The 17,204-nt window shown below is 44.8% G+C and carries 19 protein-coding genes and 1 tRNA gene; 17 read left to right on the top strand and 3 right to left on the bottom strand.

The genetic code is table 11. The features are described from left to right. Positions 1-151: 151 nt before the first annotated feature. Positions 152-1,732, bottom strand: a complete 1,581-nt coding sequence (gene rimO / locus ACTXGK_RS25645; protein ID WP_443514897.1) for a 30S ribosomal protein S12 methylthiotransferase RimO — start codon at positions 1,730-1,732, stop codon at positions 152-154. Positions 1,733-1,867: 135 nt separating this feature from the next. Between rimO and ACTXGK_RS25650 the strand changes: the two genes are divergently transcribed. From ACTXGK_RS25650 to ACTXGK_RS25660, 3 genes are all read left to right on the top strand, one after another. Then, entirely contained in the window at positions 1,868-3,238 is a 1,371-nt protein-coding gene (locus ACTXGK_RS25650; protein ID WP_443514896.1) for a two-component system sensor histidine kinase NtrB, read from the top strand. Positions 3,239-3,320: 82 nt separating this feature from the next. Further along, entirely contained in the window at positions 3,321-5,081 is a 1,761-nt protein-coding gene (locus ACTXGK_RS25655) for a sigma 54-interacting transcriptional regulator (protein ID WP_443514895.1), read from the top strand. 219 nt (positions 5,082-5,300) lie between these two features. Then, positions 5,301-5,385: transfer RNA gene (locus ACTXGK_RS25660), tRNA-Leu, on the top strand. 407 nt (positions 5,386-5,792) lie between these two features. Here the strand turns inward: ACTXGK_RS25660 and ACTXGK_RS25665 are convergent. Both ACTXGK_RS25665 and ACTXGK_RS25670 read right to left on the bottom strand, forming a co-directional pair. Then, positions 5,793-6,806, bottom strand: coding sequence for a phage portal protein (locus ACTXGK_RS25665; RefSeq protein ID WP_075106249.1), 1,014 nt, complete (start codon positions 6,804-6,806; stop codon positions 5,793-5,795). Continuing rightward, positions 6,806-8,590 carry a terminase large subunit domain-containing protein gene (locus ACTXGK_RS25670; RefSeq protein ID WP_443514894.1) on the bottom strand — a complete coding sequence of 595 codons (1,785 nt, stop codon included), beginning with the start codon at positions 8,588-8,590 and terminating at the stop codon, positions 6,806-6,808. Before ACTXGK_RS25670 ends, ACTXGK_RS25665 begins: the two co-directional genes overlap by 1 nt. A gap of 181 nt (positions 8,591-8,771) precedes the next feature. Between ACTXGK_RS25670 and ACTXGK_RS25675 the strand changes: the two genes are divergently transcribed. The 14 genes from ACTXGK_RS25675 (at position 8,772) to ACTXGK_RS25740 (ending at position 17,197) form a co-directional block, all read left to right on the top strand. Then, positions 8,772-9,608 carry a GPO family capsid scaffolding protein gene (locus tag ACTXGK_RS25675; protein WP_443514893.1) on the top strand — a complete coding sequence of 279 codons (837 nt, stop codon included), beginning with the start codon at positions 8,772-8,774 and terminating at the stop codon, positions 9,606-9,608. 54 nt (positions 9,609-9,662) lie between these two features. Then, positions 9,663-10,682, top strand: a complete 1,020-nt coding sequence (locus ACTXGK_RS25680; RefSeq protein WP_201512352.1) for a phage major capsid protein, P2 family — start codon at positions 9,663-9,665, stop codon at positions 10,680-10,682. Between the two features lie 301 nt (positions 10,683-10,983). Continuing rightward, a complete protein-coding gene (gene gpM, locus ACTXGK_RS25685; protein WP_443514892.1) occupies positions 10,984-11,754 on the top strand; it encodes a phage terminase small subunit in 771 nt (256 codons plus the stop codon). A 106-nt stretch (positions 11,755-11,860) separates the two neighbouring features. Further along, positions 11,861-12,313, top strand: coding sequence for a head completion/stabilization protein (locus tag ACTXGK_RS25690; protein WP_443514891.1), 453 nt, complete (start codon positions 11,861-11,863; stop codon positions 12,311-12,313). Beyond that, complete coding sequence (locus tag ACTXGK_RS25695) at positions 12,313-12,519, top strand: tail protein X (protein WP_443514890.1); 207 nt, start codon at positions 12,313-12,315, stop codon at positions 12,517-12,519. Before ACTXGK_RS25690 ends, ACTXGK_RS25695 begins: the two co-directional genes overlap by 1 nt. Continuing rightward, positions 12,510-12,917, top strand: coding sequence for a hypothetical protein (locus ACTXGK_RS25700; RefSeq protein WP_201512349.1), 408 nt, complete (start codon positions 12,510-12,512; stop codon positions 12,915-12,917). The genes ACTXGK_RS25695 and ACTXGK_RS25700 overlap by 10 nt, the downstream gene beginning before the upstream one ends. Beyond that, the gene (locus ACTXGK_RS25705; RefSeq protein ID WP_075106257.1) at positions 12,904-13,215 is read left to right on the top strand and encodes a hypothetical protein; all 312 of its coding nucleotides are present in this window, start codon (positions 12,904-12,906) and stop codon (positions 13,213-13,215) included. The genes ACTXGK_RS25700 and ACTXGK_RS25705 overlap by 14 nt, the downstream gene beginning before the upstream one ends. Then, the gene (locus ACTXGK_RS25710) at positions 13,212-13,838 is read left to right on the top strand and encodes an N-acetylmuramidase family protein (protein ID WP_443514889.1); all 627 of its coding nucleotides are present in this window, start codon (positions 13,212-13,214) and stop codon (positions 13,836-13,838) included. Before ACTXGK_RS25705 ends, ACTXGK_RS25710 begins: the two co-directional genes overlap by 4 nt. After that, the gene (locus ACTXGK_RS25715) at positions 13,835-14,266 is read left to right on the top strand and encodes a phage tail protein (RefSeq protein ID WP_201512347.1); all 432 of its coding nucleotides are present in this window, start codon (positions 13,835-13,837) and stop codon (positions 14,264-14,266) included. Before ACTXGK_RS25710 ends, ACTXGK_RS25715 begins: the two co-directional genes overlap by 4 nt. A 2-nt stretch (positions 14,267-14,268) precedes the next feature. Continuing rightward, the gene (locus ACTXGK_RS25720; RefSeq protein ID WP_371531145.1) at positions 14,269-14,712 is read left to right on the top strand and encodes a phage virion morphogenesis protein; all 444 of its coding nucleotides are present in this window, start codon (positions 14,269-14,271) and stop codon (positions 14,710-14,712) included. Between the two features lie 84 nt (positions 14,713-14,796). Beyond that, entirely contained in the window at positions 14,797-15,405 is a 609-nt protein-coding gene (locus ACTXGK_RS25725) for a phage baseplate assembly protein V (RefSeq protein WP_443514888.1), read from the top strand. After that, positions 15,398-15,787, top strand: coding sequence for a GPW/gp25 family protein (locus tag ACTXGK_RS25730; protein WP_160021648.1), 390 nt, complete (start codon positions 15,398-15,400; stop codon positions 15,785-15,787). Before ACTXGK_RS25725 ends, ACTXGK_RS25730 begins: the two co-directional genes overlap by 8 nt. Then, positions 15,784-16,674: a baseplate assembly protein gene (locus ACTXGK_RS25735; protein WP_443514887.1), complete on the top strand. Its 891-nt coding sequence runs from the start codon at positions 15,784-15,786 to the stop codon at positions 16,672-16,674. Before ACTXGK_RS25730 ends, ACTXGK_RS25735 begins: the two co-directional genes overlap by 4 nt. Beyond that, positions 16,667-17,197, top strand: coding sequence for a phage tail protein I (locus tag ACTXGK_RS25740; RefSeq protein WP_443514886.1), 531 nt, complete (start codon positions 16,667-16,669; stop codon positions 17,195-17,197). The genes ACTXGK_RS25735 and ACTXGK_RS25740 overlap by 8 nt, the downstream gene beginning before the upstream one ends. The last annotated feature ends 7 nt before the right edge of the window (positions 17,198-17,204 follow it).

Below are 17,204 nucleotides of genomic sequence, written 5' to 3' on the forward strand. Positions count from 1 at the left end.
AATTATAAAGAAAATTATGGGTAAAACACAAATCAAGTTTGCCCGTAACGCTGCGCTTAAAGACAAGCGTATTAAACAGGCTAAATTGCGCTAATTGTAGCAAAAACTGCCCGCCATTGGGCAATTTTCACTCGTATATCTTGTCGAACATCTAACCTTGATAACTGGCAAATAGATCATATTCGCTGGCATCATCAATCGTCACGGTGAGAAACTGCCCTACTTTAACTTGAGCAGTGATATCATCAACATAGACATGACCATCAATTTCAGGCGCATCAGCATAACTACGACAAATAGCGATATTCTCATCACTATCAATCTCATCGACCAATACTATTAAGGTTTTACCTACTTTTTCTTGTAGTTTTTGTGCTGAGATATCTTGTTGCAGCGCCATTAAACGCTCATAGCGAGATTGCTTGACGTCTTCAGGCACATGATCTGGCAAATCATTAGCCACCGCCCCTTCTACTTCTGAATACGTAAATGCCCCCACGCGATCAAGGCGCGCTTCTACTAGCCAATCAAGCAAGCATTGAAAGTCTTCTTCAGTCTCACCCGGGAAGCCAACCACAAAGGTTGAACGAATCACGATATCAGGGCAGATATCACGCCACGCTTTGATACGCGCCAAGGTGTTTTCGCTGTGTGCAGGACGTTTCATCGCTTTTAGGATGCGATGACTGGCATGTTGAAACGGAATATCGAGATAAGGAAGCAGTTTCTTCTCGCCCATTAGCTCAACGACTTTATCTACATGTGGATACGGATAGACGTAATGCAGGCGTACCCAAATGCCCAAATCGTTCAATGCTTGGCATAAGTCATAGAATTTAGACTTGAGCGGCATGCCGTTCCAAAAACTGGTCTTATACTTGAGATCAAGACCGTAAGCAGAGGTGTCTTGCGAGATGATAAGTAATTCTTTCACGCCAGCTTTTTTGAGCGCCAGTGCTTCGTTCATCACATTATCGATCGGGCGCGATACCAAATCACCGCGTAAGCTTGGGATAATGCAGAACGTACAGCGGTGGTTGCAGCCTTCTGAGATTTTTAGATATGCATAGTGACTTGGGGTCAGTTTGATACCCGCTTCATTAATCAAATCTATTTTTGGATCATAGTTGGCATCCAAGCTGCGATTTGGCCTTGGCACGTGCTGTGCAACGGCTGTAATCACTTCATCATAGGCATGCGCGCCTGTCACTGCGAGTACAGCGGGATGCATTTCACGGATTTTTTCCGCTTCTTTGCCTAGGCAACCGGTGACAATCACTTTACCGTTTTTGCTAATGGCCTCGCCAATCGCATCAAGCGACTCTTGCACCGCTGACTCAATAAAGCCGCAGGTATTGACCACGACCAAATCCGCACCGTCATAGTCGCTGGCGACTTGATAACCGTCACGGCTCAGCTCAGTGATAATACGCTCACTATCCACCAAAGCTTTGGGGCAACCTAGTGACACAAACCCAATCTTTGGCGCTGCACTCACTGGCGCTGCACTGGTTGACATAGTAGCATCGCTGCTTTGAGCAATACTGCGGTTTTGATTGTGGTTGGCTTTATGATGATAAGGCTGGTCAGCAGGTGCTTGACTGATATCTGCCTGACTCTGCTCTTGTGCCACTGATGGCTTTGCAGGATTAAAGATAGTGGCAGTGTCTTTTACGGCTGACGTGGGGGCTGTCGTTGTCGTATTCACTGACTCGGTAGAAGTTTTGGACATGGCTGACCTTGCTAGAGATAAATTGGCTGAGCGCATTGTACGTTTTTTTTGCAAAAATCACCAGTTTTGCCGCTCTATAGTCTTGATTTATGGTTAAATATTGACTCAAACATCCTATTTTTCTGGGCAATATCCATGACTGCTGATTTTATCACCACCAAAACTACCCCTGATTTAGCATTCGTATCACAGCATCTATTCACTGCTATTTTGTGGGTCAATGATCAGTTATCGATAACCCGTTTAAATGCTCAAGCGGAGCAATTACTGGCTATTAGTAGTGGGAGGTTAATCAACCAGTCTATCTTGACGCTATTGGCACCCGATGAATTAAAATTAAAAGAAAACGCTTCTATCGACAATGTCAGTGATGACAGTGAAAATAAACCTCTGGATGAACCCCTCTACTCTTTGACGGAACGGTTCAATCAAGCACAAAACTACCAGCAGCCTTTTATTGACCATGATCATGTCATCCAAACGCCTTTGAATGGCAACTTAATACTCTCAGTCGATTATAGCGTGACACCTGTTATCTACGAGCAGCAGTCGTATTTTATTATCGAGATGTGGGGCAAAGACCGCCAAAGTCGCATCTCAGAGGAGCAGCGGCAGCAGCAGCAATATGCGGTTGCTCGTCACATGCTACGGTCGGTCGCACACGAAATCAAAAACCCACTTGCGGGCATTCGGGGTGCAGCGCAGTTATTGCAAAGGCAATTCATTAAATTCAGTGATGCGAATACGACAGCGGCCAACAGTCACTCTAACGCGCTTGGTATCTCACAGGACGCTAGCACTGGCACAAATGATGATTTGCAAAAAATGAATCAAAAGCTGCGTAACTATACCGACATTATCATCTCAGAAACTGACCGTTTGACGCACCTGATTGCTCAGCTACTTGGCTCAAACCAGCTGCCAAACTGGCAAACGCTGAATGTCCATGAGCCACTAGAGCATGTTTTGACCTTGGTAGTCAGTCAATACCCACAAGTGACGATACAGAGAGATTATGATTTGTCATTGCCTGAGTTGTGTGCTGACAAAGACCAATTGATTCAGGTATTTTTAAACATTATGAATAATGCGTGTGAGTCTATGACTGAGTTTGAGCAAACGCTACAGCAGAACAAGCTCTCTGCGTCTAAGGAGTTATCATTAACCGACGTACAGACCGATAGAGAGACTGCTTATCAGCCAACCTTGCACATTCAAACGCGCGTTGCCTTTCAGCACACGATTGTCGGGCAGCAGCACAAGCAAGTGCTACAAATCACTATTACTGACAATGGTTCAGGCATTGATCCGGCACTTATCGGACAAATATTTTTCCCGATGGTGACCAGTCGTGCAGCAGGTACTGGCCTTGGCTTATCTATCGTACAAGATATTATCAGCCATCATCATGGTATGATTGATGTGAGCTCTACAGAGGAGACGAACGGCAAACAAACACGCTTTACACTATATCTGCCTTTTACCCAGCCCGTCACTGAATCATAGAACACACGGCGGCATAAAACTGCTAAATTGTAAGACATCCAATCCCAAACCGACAATAACAATTGCTCATTAGGCCCGATACATGACCCAATACAGTGACAACCAAAACCCTAAAAGCGATGCACACTCTCCAATAGTCACCGTCAATAATGCACCCAGCGATCAGCCTGCAACGCTCTGGTTAATCGACGATGATGCAGCGCTGCGTATGGTATTGGCAGATACGTTTGAAGATGCTGGATTGACCGTTATCAGTTTTACCCAAGCGCAGGCAGCATGGACTCGGCTCAATGATGCGCTAAAACAGCAAGAATCAGCCACACAGCTGCCAGATGTAATATTGACTGATATTCGTATGCCAATGATGGATGGATTGTCATTTAGTGACTGGGTACACCAGCACTTTCCGGACATGCCGATTGTCATCATGACAGCGCACTCAGACCTCACCTCTGCGATTAATAGCTATCAAACGGGTGCATTTGAATACTTGCCAAAGCCCTTTGACCTAGATGATGCTGTTGCCACTATCTATAAAGCGATCAACTACCAGCCAAATATGGCGATAGCCCATTATTCGAACGAGTCTGATACCCATATCGCGACTGACGCGCGCGCCAACGGTGATATAAAACCTGAAACGCCTACCAGTACACCCTCTAAACACAGCAAAAATAAAGCTGACGTGACAACTGCCTCTAAAGCTAATAGCAATCCGAGCGGTATCATTGGTCAGTCACAAGCCATGCAAACCGTGTTTCGTGCTATTGGTAGATTGGCACAGTCTCCTATCTCGGTCTTAATCACCGGAGAGTCAGGAACAGGTAAAGAGTTGGTCGCCAGTGCCTTGCATCAGCATTCACCGCGCAAACAGCAACCATTTATCGCACTCAATATGGCAGCCATCCCACATGATTTGATTGAGTCTGAATTATTTGGTCACGAAAAAGGCGCGTTCACTGGTGCAACGACAACTCGCCAAGGACGTTTTGAGCAGGCTAATGGTGGTACGTTATTTTTGGATGAAATTGGCGACATGCCCTTTAGTACCCAAACACGTCTGTTACGCGTACTGGCCAATGGCGAGTTTTACCGCGTCGGTGGACAGCAGCCGATCCAAGTAGATGTCCGTATCATCGCCGCCACTCACCAGAACTTGGAAGAATTAGTCAAACAAAATCGTTTCCGTGAGGATTTGTTTTATCGTCTCAATGTCATTCGTCTACCGCTACCACCACTGCGCAAACGCCCCGAAGACATTCCTGCATTAGCGACCTACTTTATGCAGTCTGCAGCTGAGCAAATGAACACAACACCGAAACATTTGCATCCTGCAGCCTTACAGATGATGCAGACCTTTGACTGGCGCGGCAATGTGCGTCAACTTGAGAATGTCTGCCTATGGCTGACAGTGATGGCAACTGGTGACACGGTAATGGCGACAGATTTGCCACCAGAGCTATTAGAAAACACGCCTCTAGACTCAGAGCTGTATCAAGAACACGACTCGTCACCACAAGCAAATACAGTGAATCCTCAACTGCAAAATAACGATACCCTGAATAACCACAGCCAAAATAATCAAGCCACTCAAGCTCCTGCCAGTCCAAATTGGCAAAAAGCGCTTGCTATCTGGGCTGAGCAGTCTCTCAATACAGGCGAAACTGATATTCTACAGACGGCCACGCCTGAGTTTGAGCGAGTTTTATTGACAGCAGCACTCAACCATAGTGGTGGCAAAAAAATAGAAGCGGCAAGCTTACTTGGTTGGGGGCGCAATACCCTAACTCGTAAATTGCAGCAATTAGATATCTCTGCACCCAGAGTGCCATCCAAAGAGTAAATAAAGGCTTAAAACGCAATATTAAAAATCCATTAATATCAATTATTTATAAAAATACATAAAAATAAATGCAAAATAATTAAAAATAATCGCAAATAGGGGTTGACCAAAAATTCAAACTCTATATAATAGCCAACCACTGAGACGCACTACCGAATCAGTTAACTGTCTAGATAGCGTTTGAAATTAATCGCTTTTGATGATAGAGTAACGGAAAATGGGGCTGTGGCGGAATTGGTAGACGCACCAGATTTAGGTTCTGGCGCCGCAAGGTGTGAGAGTTCGAGTCTCTCCAGCCCCACCATTTTCGGATAGTGATAAAAGTTCTCAAACCTATACTAGACCTGCTTTCGAGCAGGTTTTTTTATGTCTGCAATTTGAGTTCAATCCCACGATGGGATAGACCGTGGGATTGCACAGAACTGACCTATCGCCCGCAAACCTTGTGTTTATTCACGTACAGCTCCTTAACTTCTACATCCCATATATTTTAGCGTGGGATTGAGCATAAATATCCGTCATATCTCGTCACTTCAAACAGCTAGTTACCTGCCCTTAATCTAGTTACGCTAAAGCCACCGCCAGGATCGTCATGGTCGTCGAAAACCATGTTTTTTTATCGTGGGCGAGGCGGGGCTTCGATTGCGTTTTTTGAAAGCCAAAAAAATCCGCTCGATTTAGAGCGGATATATTGATCTTAAAACTGGTTATTTAATCTTCATCTTTGAGTAGCGAGTAGTCTTTGAATCTGATGACTTCTTCACCTAGCCAATCGTTAATTTGTAGCATGGTCTGTTGTAAAGGCATGAGTTCATTGACTGCGAAAACTCTGGCTGCTTTGATTAGATCACCAAAGCCTGCCGCATTCGTCGGCGACGCTCCCATCAGTTGAGGTGGTACTCGATGAGCAGCTGCAATATCTATTCGACTCGCTTCTTTGATTTTAAAGAAGTCATCATTGGCACTGACTTCACTGATCGGTAAGATTTGGATTCCATCCTTTTTACCGTTGGGCGAATACATGAATAGATTACGAAAGTTACCAGGGCCTTTGCTGTCTTTCAAAGCTTTACGAATTGCGTCGATATCTTCTTTGTTCGTTGCTGGATCATTGATGTATAAGATGTACCCCGCATGACTACCATTCAAGTAATACTTACGTCTAAATAACGTCGCTGACTCATCAAGCCAGGCTGCATTCAATGCGGACAAATATTCAGGTGCACCATACACTTCTTGATTAACATCAGGCTCTATAATATGACAGATATTCTCTGCTTTGTACTTATGGGGTTCGGCCCAGCTATGCGTCGCAAAGTAGTAGCTTTTGCCATCAGTACCCACACGCATGTACTTACCAAGCGGTACGTTTAGCTTCATAGTTTTTTTAGATCGTGACTGTACTCGCTCAACGTATGCGTTGCCAAACGTCAAATGATCTAGTGCAAGCTTACTGAAATCACGATGTGATAGTAGAGGATGCGGTATAAAAGTACTGGCTAAGATATTGCGCTTAACAAAGATAGCACTACTATGATGTGGCGATGCTCTCATTGTCTTAGACAAAGCATCTGGATCGTACGGCGGCGCATACCATAGTTGATGATTGTGACATTCACCCCAGTACAGACTTTGCCACTGCTCCATAACTGGTATTGGATCGCCAAACGTGAAAGCCTCCATACCAGGCATATCTACTGCATCAAGGTTTTCAGTTTCATTCATTAATATATCTCCAGTGCTGATTCGTCATCACCTTGAGCAATTGCCAAAGGTTCTCTATGTAGTGCATGCATAAGTGCCCACGCTAAGTCAGCATGGCCAGTATCTTCATTGCGATCGGCCTTGTAAGTCACTGCCCTTTCGCTATTGGTAATTGTTTTATGAATCGATGTGAAAGCCCCTACTACATCAGTCCACTCATGATCAAAAGATAGACGACCTTTCTTGATAACGTCTTTAGTCTTCAGAACAAACTGCTGTTTGAGCTCTGGGCTATAGTGTAGTTTGACGGCTTGCGGGTAGAACTTAATCACTGACTGATAAACACCAATGCCAAGACCGGTCACATCAATCGCTATATATTCAACGTTATATTTCTCTGTCATCTCTCTGATGACGTTCGCCTGTGCTTCAAAGTCTGGGTTTTTAAACTGCAAACGCTCTATACCGCGTATCATGCCGTTTGGTGTACTTGGTGCTGCTAATATTACAAGTCCCGCGCTATCACGGCTCAATGACGGATCATAGCCAAGCCATACTGGCTGATTACCAAGTGGCCTTGGCGTGTAAGGCTTCCAGTCATCCCATATCTCTAACGTATCGACCATGCATGACTGTAGTTCGCTGACACTGAAAGCGGACAACGTGTCATCAATAAATTCACACATGAGCAAGTTATTAAACTCGTCCTCGCTGTATTCCATCCGCAAGTCATCAATATCAAATAGATCACAACCGCCTTTCATCGCGTCATACACATTGACGATTTGACGCCACTGCTTGTCACCGCAGACTTTGCCATTTTTCAGATTATGCGGCGTCACATCTATTTCGATGCGATCATCACCTTTACGGCCACGGTTATACAGTTGGCCAGTCCAAAACTTATATGCTTGATGTTGCTTGGATGATGGTGTCGATATGTATGTCTGACGCCATTTTTTGTGCATAGCCATACCTGATGCAACTTTCCTAAATTCAATAAACTTATGAATCCAGAAATATTCGTCCATGTAGACGTTGCCGTGATACGACTGTGCAGTGCGGCTATTGGTGCCTAAAAAATATAAGGTCGCGCTGTAGTCTTTTTCGGGCCCTTCTATATTTAACGTGATCGGATCACCGGTCAGTTCTATCCCTGCAGTTTCCATCGCCCATGCAATGATATATTCGCGAAATACTCGCGCCTGAGCCTTGGATGCGGATAAAAATATTTGATTACGGCCAGTTTCAATGGCATCAAGAAAAGCTTCACGCGCGAAGTACCAGGTTGCACCAATTTGGCGTGACTTTAATAGGTTACGGATACGATTAGTGAGACCTGCGCTATACCAGACTTTTTGATAATCAAACAAACAATCTCTGAATGAATCTTTGAATTTATCGATGTCATCAATCTGAATGACGTTTGAAGGGTTCTTTTGGCCCTGCTTGCGACCACGATTAGATAGATTTGGATTAAGGTCAGACTGTTTGCCAGACTCTTTATATTTATGGATCTTGGCCATTCTCTCTACTTGACGACCAAGCAGATCAATTTCTTTGAAGTCTTTACCAGTCTTATCGTCCTTATTAATCAGCTGAACCATACGCGCTTCGAGCGTGGACTCTACTCGATCTAAAGGTTTTGCCTCATCCCAGCCGTCTGATTTTTTCCAACCATCTACGGTCGTGCGCGGCGTACTGACCATCTCGCTAATCGCGCTGATACTCCAACCCTGCCAATAGAGACCACGGGCAACAGTTTTTGGATTTTCGCCAGTCGGTAGGGTGATAAGGGCAGACATTAACGCAGCTCATAAGGGTATGACGCTACTTTGGTTTATCAGCCTCTCTATATCATGCTTGTTTTGCGTGTATTTGCTCAATCCACGCTTTTTTGTTTTGTTTTTGCCTGTCGCAATAGGTCAAAGTAAAGCTTTGAAATTACGACCCCTAAACTCTCATTATTTGAATCATGGACCGTCTATGACTACCAAGACTTTTCGAGTTGCACGAGCTGGCCAAACTACAGACGGCCGTGAAATCACTCGTGACCACATTACTCAAATGGCCGCTGGCTATAATCCAGAAGTATACGGCGCACGGGTGAATTTAGAACATTACCGTGCAATGTTCCCAAACTCTGACTTTCGTTGTTACGGCGATGTGATATCGCTATCGACTGAAGAAGTTGATGATCATTTATATCTATTGGCAGAAGTTGATCCAACCCCTGAACTAATCGCACTCGCCAAGTCGAAGCAAAAGGTTTATTTCTCTATTGAGTTCTATCCAGAATTTGCTGATACCAAAGAAGCTTATATGGTTGGTTTAGCTTGTACCGATAGTCCTGCCTCACTTGGCACCAGCTATATGAAGTTTTGCCAACAGAACCCCGACGACAGCCCTTTATCTGCTCGCAAACAAAACCCTGACACCTACATTTCCACTGCCGAAAGCGCTTGGGAATATAAAGAAGAGCCAAAATCAGTCTTTGCAACCGTCAAAGATATGTTTGCCGCCCCTGTCACACCTAAAACAGATAAAGACAAAGAGCTAGCCACCGCACAAGCTTTTGCTGAACTGCCAGCAACCATCAAAAGCTTCCAAGATGTCCTGCAAACAATGGCAAGTTCTATTGACACGATCAACGCCTCTGTTGGGCATTTAAACACGACGGTATCTGATTTTGCTGAAAAGCAAAACGAAGTTGAAACGTCTTTGAAGAGCGTGCAAGACAATCTTGATAATACGCCTGAAGACAATTATACCCAGCGTCCAGCTGCAACCGGCTCATCTGATTACGTCAAATCTGACTGCTAATAACGCCTAAAAGCAATACATAACTGACTACTAATACATTAGGACTTCCCCAATATGAAAAATACTACCCGTCAGCAATTTAACGGCTATCTTGAAAACCAAGCACAGTTAAATGGCGTACCGAATGCAACTGATCAATATACCGTCGTCCCTTCAGTTCAACAGAAGGTTGAAGAGCGAATTCAAGAATCAAGCGAGTTTTTGAAAAAAATTAATATTACGCCAGTAACTGACCAAAAAGGTGAGGCGTTGGGGCTTGGTATTAGTGGTGGTATTGCAAGCCGTACAAATACCAAATCTGGCAAGCGTCGTGAACCAAAGAATGTCGGTGAAGTCGGTCTTCTTTACACTTATGTCTGTGAGCACACAGATTTCGACACTGCTATTCAGTACAACAAAATTGACAGCTGGGCACGTGATCCCAAATTCCAAGAGAAAATTCGTGATGCTGTATTAAAGCAACAAGCACTTGACCGTATCACAATTGGCTTTAACGGTACTGAAGTAGCTGTTGAGACTGACATTGATGTTAATCCTTTATTGCAGGACGTTAACATTGGCTGGTTACAAAAATGGCGCTCTAATGCTCCAGAGTCAGTGATGACAGAATCTGAAGCTGGTACTGGTCAAGTGACAGTAGGTGCGACTGCAACTAGCTACAAAAACCTTGATGCGCTAGTAAAAGATTGTGTTGATCAGCTGATTGACCCTATCGTGCGCGATGATAGCGGATTGCGAGTTATCCTCGGCCGTGACTTAAAACAGAGTCGTGACTTCAACATGGTCAACGACAACAATACCCCATCAGAGGTTATTGCTGTTAATAGTCTATTAATGCTCGATAAAGTCGGTGGTGTGCAGATTGAATCTACCCCGCCCAACTTCCCGGCTGATGCCATCCTGATTACTCCATTAGACAACTTGTCTATCTACTATCAAGAAGATAGTCGTCGCCGTCATCATAAAGATGAGCCTGAATATAGTCGCGTTGCTTTTTATGAATCAGATAATGAAGCGTATGTGGTTGAGAACTATAAGGCAGGCTGCTTGATTGAAAACGTTGAGCTTGTGTAAATGTTTGAATCTCTGATTAATCGGTGGCTCTTAGCTACTGTCAAGCTACATAAAACATTATTGAGCTTGGCAGACTCGTTAAGAATGGCACTGATTAATTTAGAACAAGCATGTGAGCGCAATACCATTCTGCTAGCTACTATTGATAAGGAAAATAAGATGTGGCCATCAAGTATTTTGGATTTACACGCACATTGGATGTTTATCCCTCATAACCCACGTAACAACCGACGCACTAAAAAAAAGCGTTAACGTATTTTTGAACAATGGGACGGATGAAATTTAACGAAGGACGGGAATTATGACAGACAAGACAAGCCCAGCGGCTCGCCACCGCCAGAAAGCTCTATCACAAAAAGAAGTAACCAATATCACTGCGGGACCTAATCAAGCCTATCGCATGTTGCAACTAAAATTGCGTGAAGATAAGCAGGCGTTAAAGTCTAAGCAATCTATCCAAGCAAAAATTGAGCTGAAGCGCGAATTGGTTGGTCATTATGACGAATGGATCAATGCAACTTTAACAGCCGGCAAAGGTGATCAAGACAATCTCTTGACTACTTTAATGCTATGGCATATCGACATTGGCAACTTTGGCCGTGCGCTTGATATCGCTGAATACGCGATGAAGCATGATTTGAAAATGCCAGACGCGCATCAACGTACGCTCGCTACTGTCGTCGCTGAAGAAATTGCTGACACTGCTAAGAAATTAGCAACTAGCAATGAAATCGATGATGAGCAAATCGCTCAAGTACTACGCGCATCCACTATCACCGCTGATGCTGACATGCCTGACCAGGTACGCGCAAAGCTATCACGCCAAGTCGGTGAATTGACTGAGGCTGTCAATCCAGTATTTGCATTAGATAACTTTCAAAATGCGCTGAAGTTTGACGAAAATAGTGGTGTAAAAGGCTCTATTAAACGTCTCGAAAAACAGCTTAAAGAAAAAGCGGTACCAGCGTCAGAATTGGTACCAGAACCAGTTAACGAAAAAGCGGTACCGGAAGAAGAAAAAGCGGTACCAGAACCAAATTTGTCTGAGCAATCGGACGAAAACAACTCGTAGCCGCGAGCCGAGGCGGCTCATTGACGCATTCAGTTGATACTGCATATGACCGATATGACCACCGCCTCAACCTATTTTATTTTCCTTATCAATCCTTGGAGTTGTTATGGGTTTTAGTTCTACCAATCCAGTCGTAGATAACATAGTAATTACTCCTGCATTTATGCCTGATATCTCTGTCAAAGACTTCGCTGACGCCATGAAGCTCGACGGAACAGTAACACCAGCGCGGATGGAATATGCGTTGACTGATTCTGCAAATAGCGTCTGTCGTGAATTAAAGGCTTGGACTGCCAACGCACTACACGAGCACGGCTCTCTTACTTTAGAAGATTACGACCTGACTAATGATACAGACAAGTGTTTTAGCTTCAAAAAGGCCGTCTATAACTTAGCAAAGGCACAACTGACTGAACACTATCGTGACTATGACACAGGCAAAGATGCTACTGCCCGTACTAAAGAGCTCACACCGCAAATCGATACGTGTTATCGCAATGCACGCAATGCGATTGCTGATATCAAAGATGAGCCGCATTCAACCATTGAGCTCATCTAATGCGTGTTATATCGACATTGCAAGGCGACACAGTAGATTTGATCTGCTTACGCTATTTCAGCTTCACTGGCGGCGTTACTGAACAAGTTATGGATCTCAATCCGCATCTGGTTGGTTACGATCTTGTATTGCCTACCGGTGTTGATATCCAATTGCCAGACGCGCCCGAACGTACACAAAAGCAGGTCATTCAATTATGGACGTAACTCAAATTCAGGTATTAACGATCGATGATGTTATGAGTAACCATCTGCAATGGTTGTTGATTACTTTGCCTGTTATCTGGGCTGCTGCTGGTGGCGCTTGTATCCGTCTCTTGTTGATCCGCGCCGAGCCATTTTGGATGCGATCTCAAAATGCGACGGCGGGCGTATTGCTTGCAGTGATGCTATCGGATATCACTGCAAAACTATTGACGGGTGGTAACTATGCCACTGGCTACGCCATCATTTATGGCATGGTCGGTCGTGAGTTGTTTGTCACCTTTTATGACTTTGTGAATGACAATGTACGGCCCCTTTTGATGGCGGCTTTGCGTCATTTTTTCCCTTTTTTATTCAAAGATAAACCAGCCAACGAGGCGGACAATCATGATCATTCTTGAGACGTTATCGACTTTATCTATCATTGTCATTGCCATCGTTTGTGCTATGACAATCATTAAATATCATCGCGAGCTTGGCTCACTGGTTACGCTCACTATTTTATTTTTCGCGCTGAGCTGTGTCGGCTTGGCATTTGATGAGACCACTGGTCGGGACGGTGTGTGGGCCCTACCAATATTTCGTATGCTTGCTGCTGCTGCAACCGCTACTACTTATTTTAAATTAAGAGCCTTTTGGGCGCGTTATGGCGTGTTCATTAGCGCTATTAATCAATCAAAAAAGGATAATCTTGTATGAGCACTACCCAACCGATGACACTGATTGACTGTGATTATAAAGTCGCTGCTCGCCGTTTACGTTGTGATGAGTCTTCTATACGTTCTGTTAGTGACGTAGAGTCACACGGTGCTGGGTTCTTATTCGATAAAGATGACAAACAATGGCGTATTAAAATACTGTTTGAGCGCCATATTATGCATCGATTGCTAGACAAAAAGTTTGGCCGTGACAAAGCGCTTGATCATGTTCGTACTAGCCCCGATGTGGTCAATACTCGTACTGGTGGTTATAGTGGCGGTACTGCTGAGCACGACCGTCTAAAGAAAGCACGTCGCATCGATAAAGACCTAGGCTTAGAGTCAGCAAGTTGGGGCATGTTTCAGATTATGGGCTTTCATTGGGAACGACTGGGCTATAAGTCAGCTGTTGATTTTGTGCTAACGCTGTCCAAAGGCGAGCCTGAACAGTTAGAAGCTTTTGTCAGATTTATAGAAAGTGATCCTCGCTTATTAAATGCCATTCGCACGGGTGATTGGGCACTATTCGCTGAAGTATACAATGGGCCTGGTTATAAAAAGAACCAGTACGATACTAAAATGCGCGATCGCAAGAAATACTGGGATAGAGAGCTTGTCGCATGATATTTGATGACAGCCTACGCCGATTTTTAACTGATAAAGTCGAGTTCTTTGCCCAGAACCCTGACCGGTTAATCATTAGCGTAGAAAAGGGCTCACTGAAATGGACTGGTCAATCATTGAGCCACCGTCAACACTATCAATTGCTAGTCGAGGTTGATGAGTTCCCTGAGAGCATTGACGCCAATTTAGTCATTGTCGCTATTTTGGCATGGTATCAAGAGAATCAAGATCCAGTCCCCCCAAATGGGCCATCACCGATTGAATTTGAATCCTATGTGTTGAGCAACCACACAACCACAGTAGTCTTTACTATTAAAGTAGAAGAAGTTGTCCAGGTATCTACTGATGACACTGGCAACTACGTGTTTAATGCTTGTCCACGTCCAATTCTACACCCGCCAAAACCTTTACATAATCCTAATCTATAGCAATGAGTGACTTAACTGAACTAGCCACTGCATTACCTGAATGGGCGACCGCAATAGCGAGTCAGCTAGATAATAAGCAGTTAAAAAAAGTCAATCGCACCCTAGCTATGGAAATGCGAGCGGTCAATCGAGAGCGTATCCGCGCACAAACTGATCCTGATGGTAGCGATTTTGTAGATCCACTGAAAGCTTCTAACAATCCCATGTTTCGTGAGCTGACCAAAGCGCGTCATCTTAAATTTAATGCAACCAGTCGCTATGCCCAAATTGGTTTTAAAGGCAGTGCCGCTAAGATCGCACGCATCCATCACGAGGGCCAGCGCAGTACTGTCCGTCCTGATAGTTCTAAGAAATTCCCCTACCCCAAACGCGAGCTGGTCGGTATCTCTCGTGCTGACAGACATATCATTATTCGAGTGCTACGCGAGTCATTAACCGCTGATTAGATGCCCTGCTCTTTTTTGCGTGTATTTACTCAATCCACGCTTTTTTGTTTTGTATCAAAAATCGCAATGAGTGACGATAACGTCATGAATACATCCCCTATCGAAAACGAGCGCCGGCTCCAAAGTTTTATCAATCGAGGCATTGTCACAGACGTTGATCATGCTAATGCTCGTTGCCGGGTGCAGATAGATGGTCTACAGACTGACTGGCTAAAGTTTTCAGCAGCTCGCATCGGTAAGGTCAAAATTTGGAATCCACCGTGTGTTGGTGAGCAAGTCTTAGTTATTAGCGAGACTGGTGAGCTGTCGACTGGACTGGTAACGACATCGTTTGATTATGATGATCAGCCAATGCCGTCTGCCAATGCTGATACGTTTGAGATCCATTGTGACGATGGCGCGACATTTATCTATAACCACGCGACACATAACCTAGGGGTTACTTTACCTGATGATTCTACTACTACGCTTATTTCCAACCGCGTGCAAGTATCTGCTAGCGATGTTTCTTTTGATTGTAATAACTTTGATGTTAATTGCGAGTCCTATTCTATTGGTTGCCAGTCTTATACCTTGAACGGTCAAACGATCAATCAGAACGGAAAGTTAGTTATTAATGACCAACCATATTTAGACCACGGTCATAAAAACGTTAAGTCTGGCTCAGACACTACTGGGGGCGTTAATGCTTAATCAAGATAACAACGTCACTGTGATCAATGTCAAAGGCATGTCACGCAGTACTGGTCAGCGTATTGACCAGACCAACCATATCTTACAAAGCGTCCGCGACATATTGATGACCCCTATCGGCAGTCGTGTCATGCGCCGCGATTATGGTTCATTACTGCCATTCTTAATTGACGCACCTATTAACGCCTATTTTATTATGCAGCTTCGCGCCTCTGTTATTCATGCGCTCATGCGCTGGGAAACTCGTGTTACACCAACTCGCATTGAGCTGATGACTGACGACAGTGCCTCACAAGGCGTGGCCAGTTTAATGATTGAATATCGTTATGTGATTAGCAAAAAGATTGAACGTACTTATCTGTCATTAGGCGGTGCGCTATGAGTCGTATCGACCTATCTGGACTACCTGCCCCTGATATTTTAACGCCTTTAGACTTTGAAGCAGAGCTTGCCGATCTTAAAGCTGAATTGACAGCCAAAGATCCACAGCTTGCCGCTGCTTTAACGCTTGAAAGCGAGCCATTGACCAAGATCCTTGAGCTGTTTGCTTATCGTCTGATGTCTAAGACCAATCATATTAACCAGACAGCGAAATCAATGCTGCTTGCTTATACCACTGGTACAACGCTTGATCATCTTGCCGCTGGCGTTGGTGTGACTCGTCTATTGGTTGAGCCTGGTAATCCTAATGCTGTCCCACCGATCCCTGATGTCACGGAGTCTGACACTGCATTACGTCGCCGTGTCCAGTTAGAGCCTGAACGAGCCTCTGCAGGTAGTAAAGGCGCTTATTTATTTTGGGCACTGTCTGCTGATGGTGATGTTCGTGATGCAAGTGTTGTCACTGCCTCCCCTGGTCGCGTGACGGTCTATGTCCAAAGCCATAGTGATGCTATCGCTAGCGATGCACTACGTGAACAAGTAAGACTGGCCGTTGATACGGATGAGCGCCGGCCTTTTACCGATAGCGTGCGTATTGCGGCTGGTCAGCCAGAGGATTGGAGCCTACAAGCGGAACTGACACTCTATCCGGGCCCAGATAAAGACGTGGTGATTGATGCAGCCCGTGCACAGCTTGATAAATATATCGAGCAAGTCCGCTACTTAGGTTATGACGTCACGCTATCTGGCTTATATCACGCCTTACATCAAGCGGGTGTCCAACGTGTCAGCCTCTTACAACCTACTGCTGATATCAGTTTACCAGATGGCAAATATGCCAACTGTATCGACGTGACGATCAGTGCTGTGGAGTACCGTGATGTCTAATGCGCTACTACCAAAAAACAGCACCAAGCTCGAACAAGCATTGGATGACCAGACGCAGCGCATTGATGCGTTACCTGTTACTTTTGCTCGTTTGATTGATGCTGATAGATGCCCTGAAGCTTTTTTACCGTGGCTTGCTTGGTCACGCCGCGTCGAGTACTGGGACGGTCAATGGCCAGAAGCAAAAAAGCGTGACGTAGTAAAAGGTGCACGGGCTTTTAACGCGCAGCGCGGTACTAAAAACACGCTGACGCAAGCAATGGAAAACCTAGGGATAGGTCATAGTTTGCTTGCATGGCATGAGCTATATCCAAAAGGCACGCCTTATACCTTTACTGTAAAAATCACTAGCGGTCGCGTGAGCGTTCAACAGCAACAAGAGATCTATACCGCGCTGGACAGTGTTAAATCTGCCCGTGATCAGTTCTCTATTGATGCCAGTGTGGTCAATGGCTCGCAATTTTATGTTGCTGGCGCTTGCCGGACTGGCAATGTCACTTATCTATCAACTCCAAACGCTTAGGTAACAA

It is taken from the genome of Psychrobacter sp. T6-5, assembly GCF_052258485.2.
In the GTDB taxonomy this organism is placed as follows: Bacteria; Pseudomonadota; Gammaproteobacteria; order Pseudomonadales; family Moraxellaceae; genus Psychrobacter.

What these genes read in the sequence shown, in the direction of transcription:
- ACTXGK_RS25655 (WP_443514895.1), top strand. Translation starts at nt 3,321, where the DNA reads ATGACCCAATACAGTGACAACCAAAACCCTAAAAGCGATGCACACTCT.
- ACTXGK_RS25700 (WP_201512349.1), top strand. Translation starts at nt 12,510, where the DNA reads ATGGACGTAACTCAAATTCAGGTATTAACGATCGATGATGTTATGAGT.
- ACTXGK_RS25725 (WP_443514888.1), top strand. Translation starts at nt 14,797, where the DNA reads ATGAATACATCCCCTATCGAAAACGAGCGCCGGCTCCAAAGTTTTATC.
- ACTXGK_RS25665 (WP_075106249.1), bottom strand. Translation starts at nt 6,806, where the DNA reads ATGAATGAAACTGAAAACCTTGATGCAGTAGATATGCCTGGTATGGAG.
- gpM (WP_443514892.1), top strand. Translation starts at nt 10,984, where the DNA reads ATGACAGACAAGACAAGCCCAGCGGCTCGCCACCGCCAGAAAGCTCTA.
- ACTXGK_RS25730 (WP_160021648.1), top strand. Translation starts at nt 15,398, where the DNA reads ATGCTTAATCAAGATAACAACGTCACTGTGATCAATGTCAAAGGCATG.
- ACTXGK_RS25680 (WP_201512352.1), top strand. Translation starts at nt 9,663, where the DNA reads ATGAAAAATACTACCCGTCAGCAATTTAACGGCTATCTTGAAAACCAA.
- ACTXGK_RS25695 (WP_443514890.1), top strand. Translation starts at nt 12,313, where the DNA reads ATGCGTGTTATATCGACATTGCAAGGCGACACAGTAGATTTGATCTGC.
- ACTXGK_RS25740 (WP_443514886.1), top strand. Translation starts at nt 16,667, where the DNA reads ATGTCTAATGCGCTACTACCAAAAAACAGCACCAAGCTCGAACAAGCA.
- ACTXGK_RS25710 (WP_443514889.1), top strand. Translation starts at nt 13,212, where the DNA reads ATGAGCACTACCCAACCGATGACACTGATTGACTGTGATTATAAAGTC.
- ACTXGK_RS25735 (WP_443514887.1), top strand. Translation starts at nt 15,784, where the DNA reads ATGAGTCGTATCGACCTATCTGGACTACCTGCCCCTGATATTTTAACG.
- ACTXGK_RS25670 (WP_443514894.1), bottom strand. Translation starts at nt 8,590, where the DNA reads ATGTCTGCCCTTATCACCCTACCGACTGGCGAAAATCCAAAAACTGTT.
- ACTXGK_RS25705 (WP_075106257.1), top strand. Translation starts at nt 12,904, where the DNA reads ATGATCATTCTTGAGACGTTATCGACTTTATCTATCATTGTCATTGCC.
- ACTXGK_RS25715 (WP_201512347.1), top strand. Translation starts at nt 13,835, where the DNA reads ATGATATTTGATGACAGCCTACGCCGATTTTTAACTGATAAAGTCGAG.
- rimO (WP_443514897.1), bottom strand. Translation starts at nt 1,732, where the DNA reads ATGTCCAAAACTTCTACCGAGTCAGTGAATACGACAACGACAGCCCCC.
- ACTXGK_RS25690 (WP_443514891.1), top strand. Translation starts at nt 11,861, where the DNA reads ATGGGTTTTAGTTCTACCAATCCAGTCGTAGATAACATAGTAATTACT.
- ACTXGK_RS25720 (WP_371531145.1), top strand. Translation starts at nt 14,269, where the DNA reads ATGAGTGACTTAACTGAACTAGCCACTGCATTACCTGAATGGGCGACC.
- ACTXGK_RS25650 (WP_443514896.1), top strand. Translation starts at nt 1,868, where the DNA reads ATGACTGCTGATTTTATCACCACCAAAACTACCCCTGATTTAGCATTC.
- ACTXGK_RS25675 (WP_443514893.1), top strand. Translation starts at nt 8,772, where the DNA reads ATGACTACCAAGACTTTTCGAGTTGCACGAGCTGGCCAAACTACAGAC.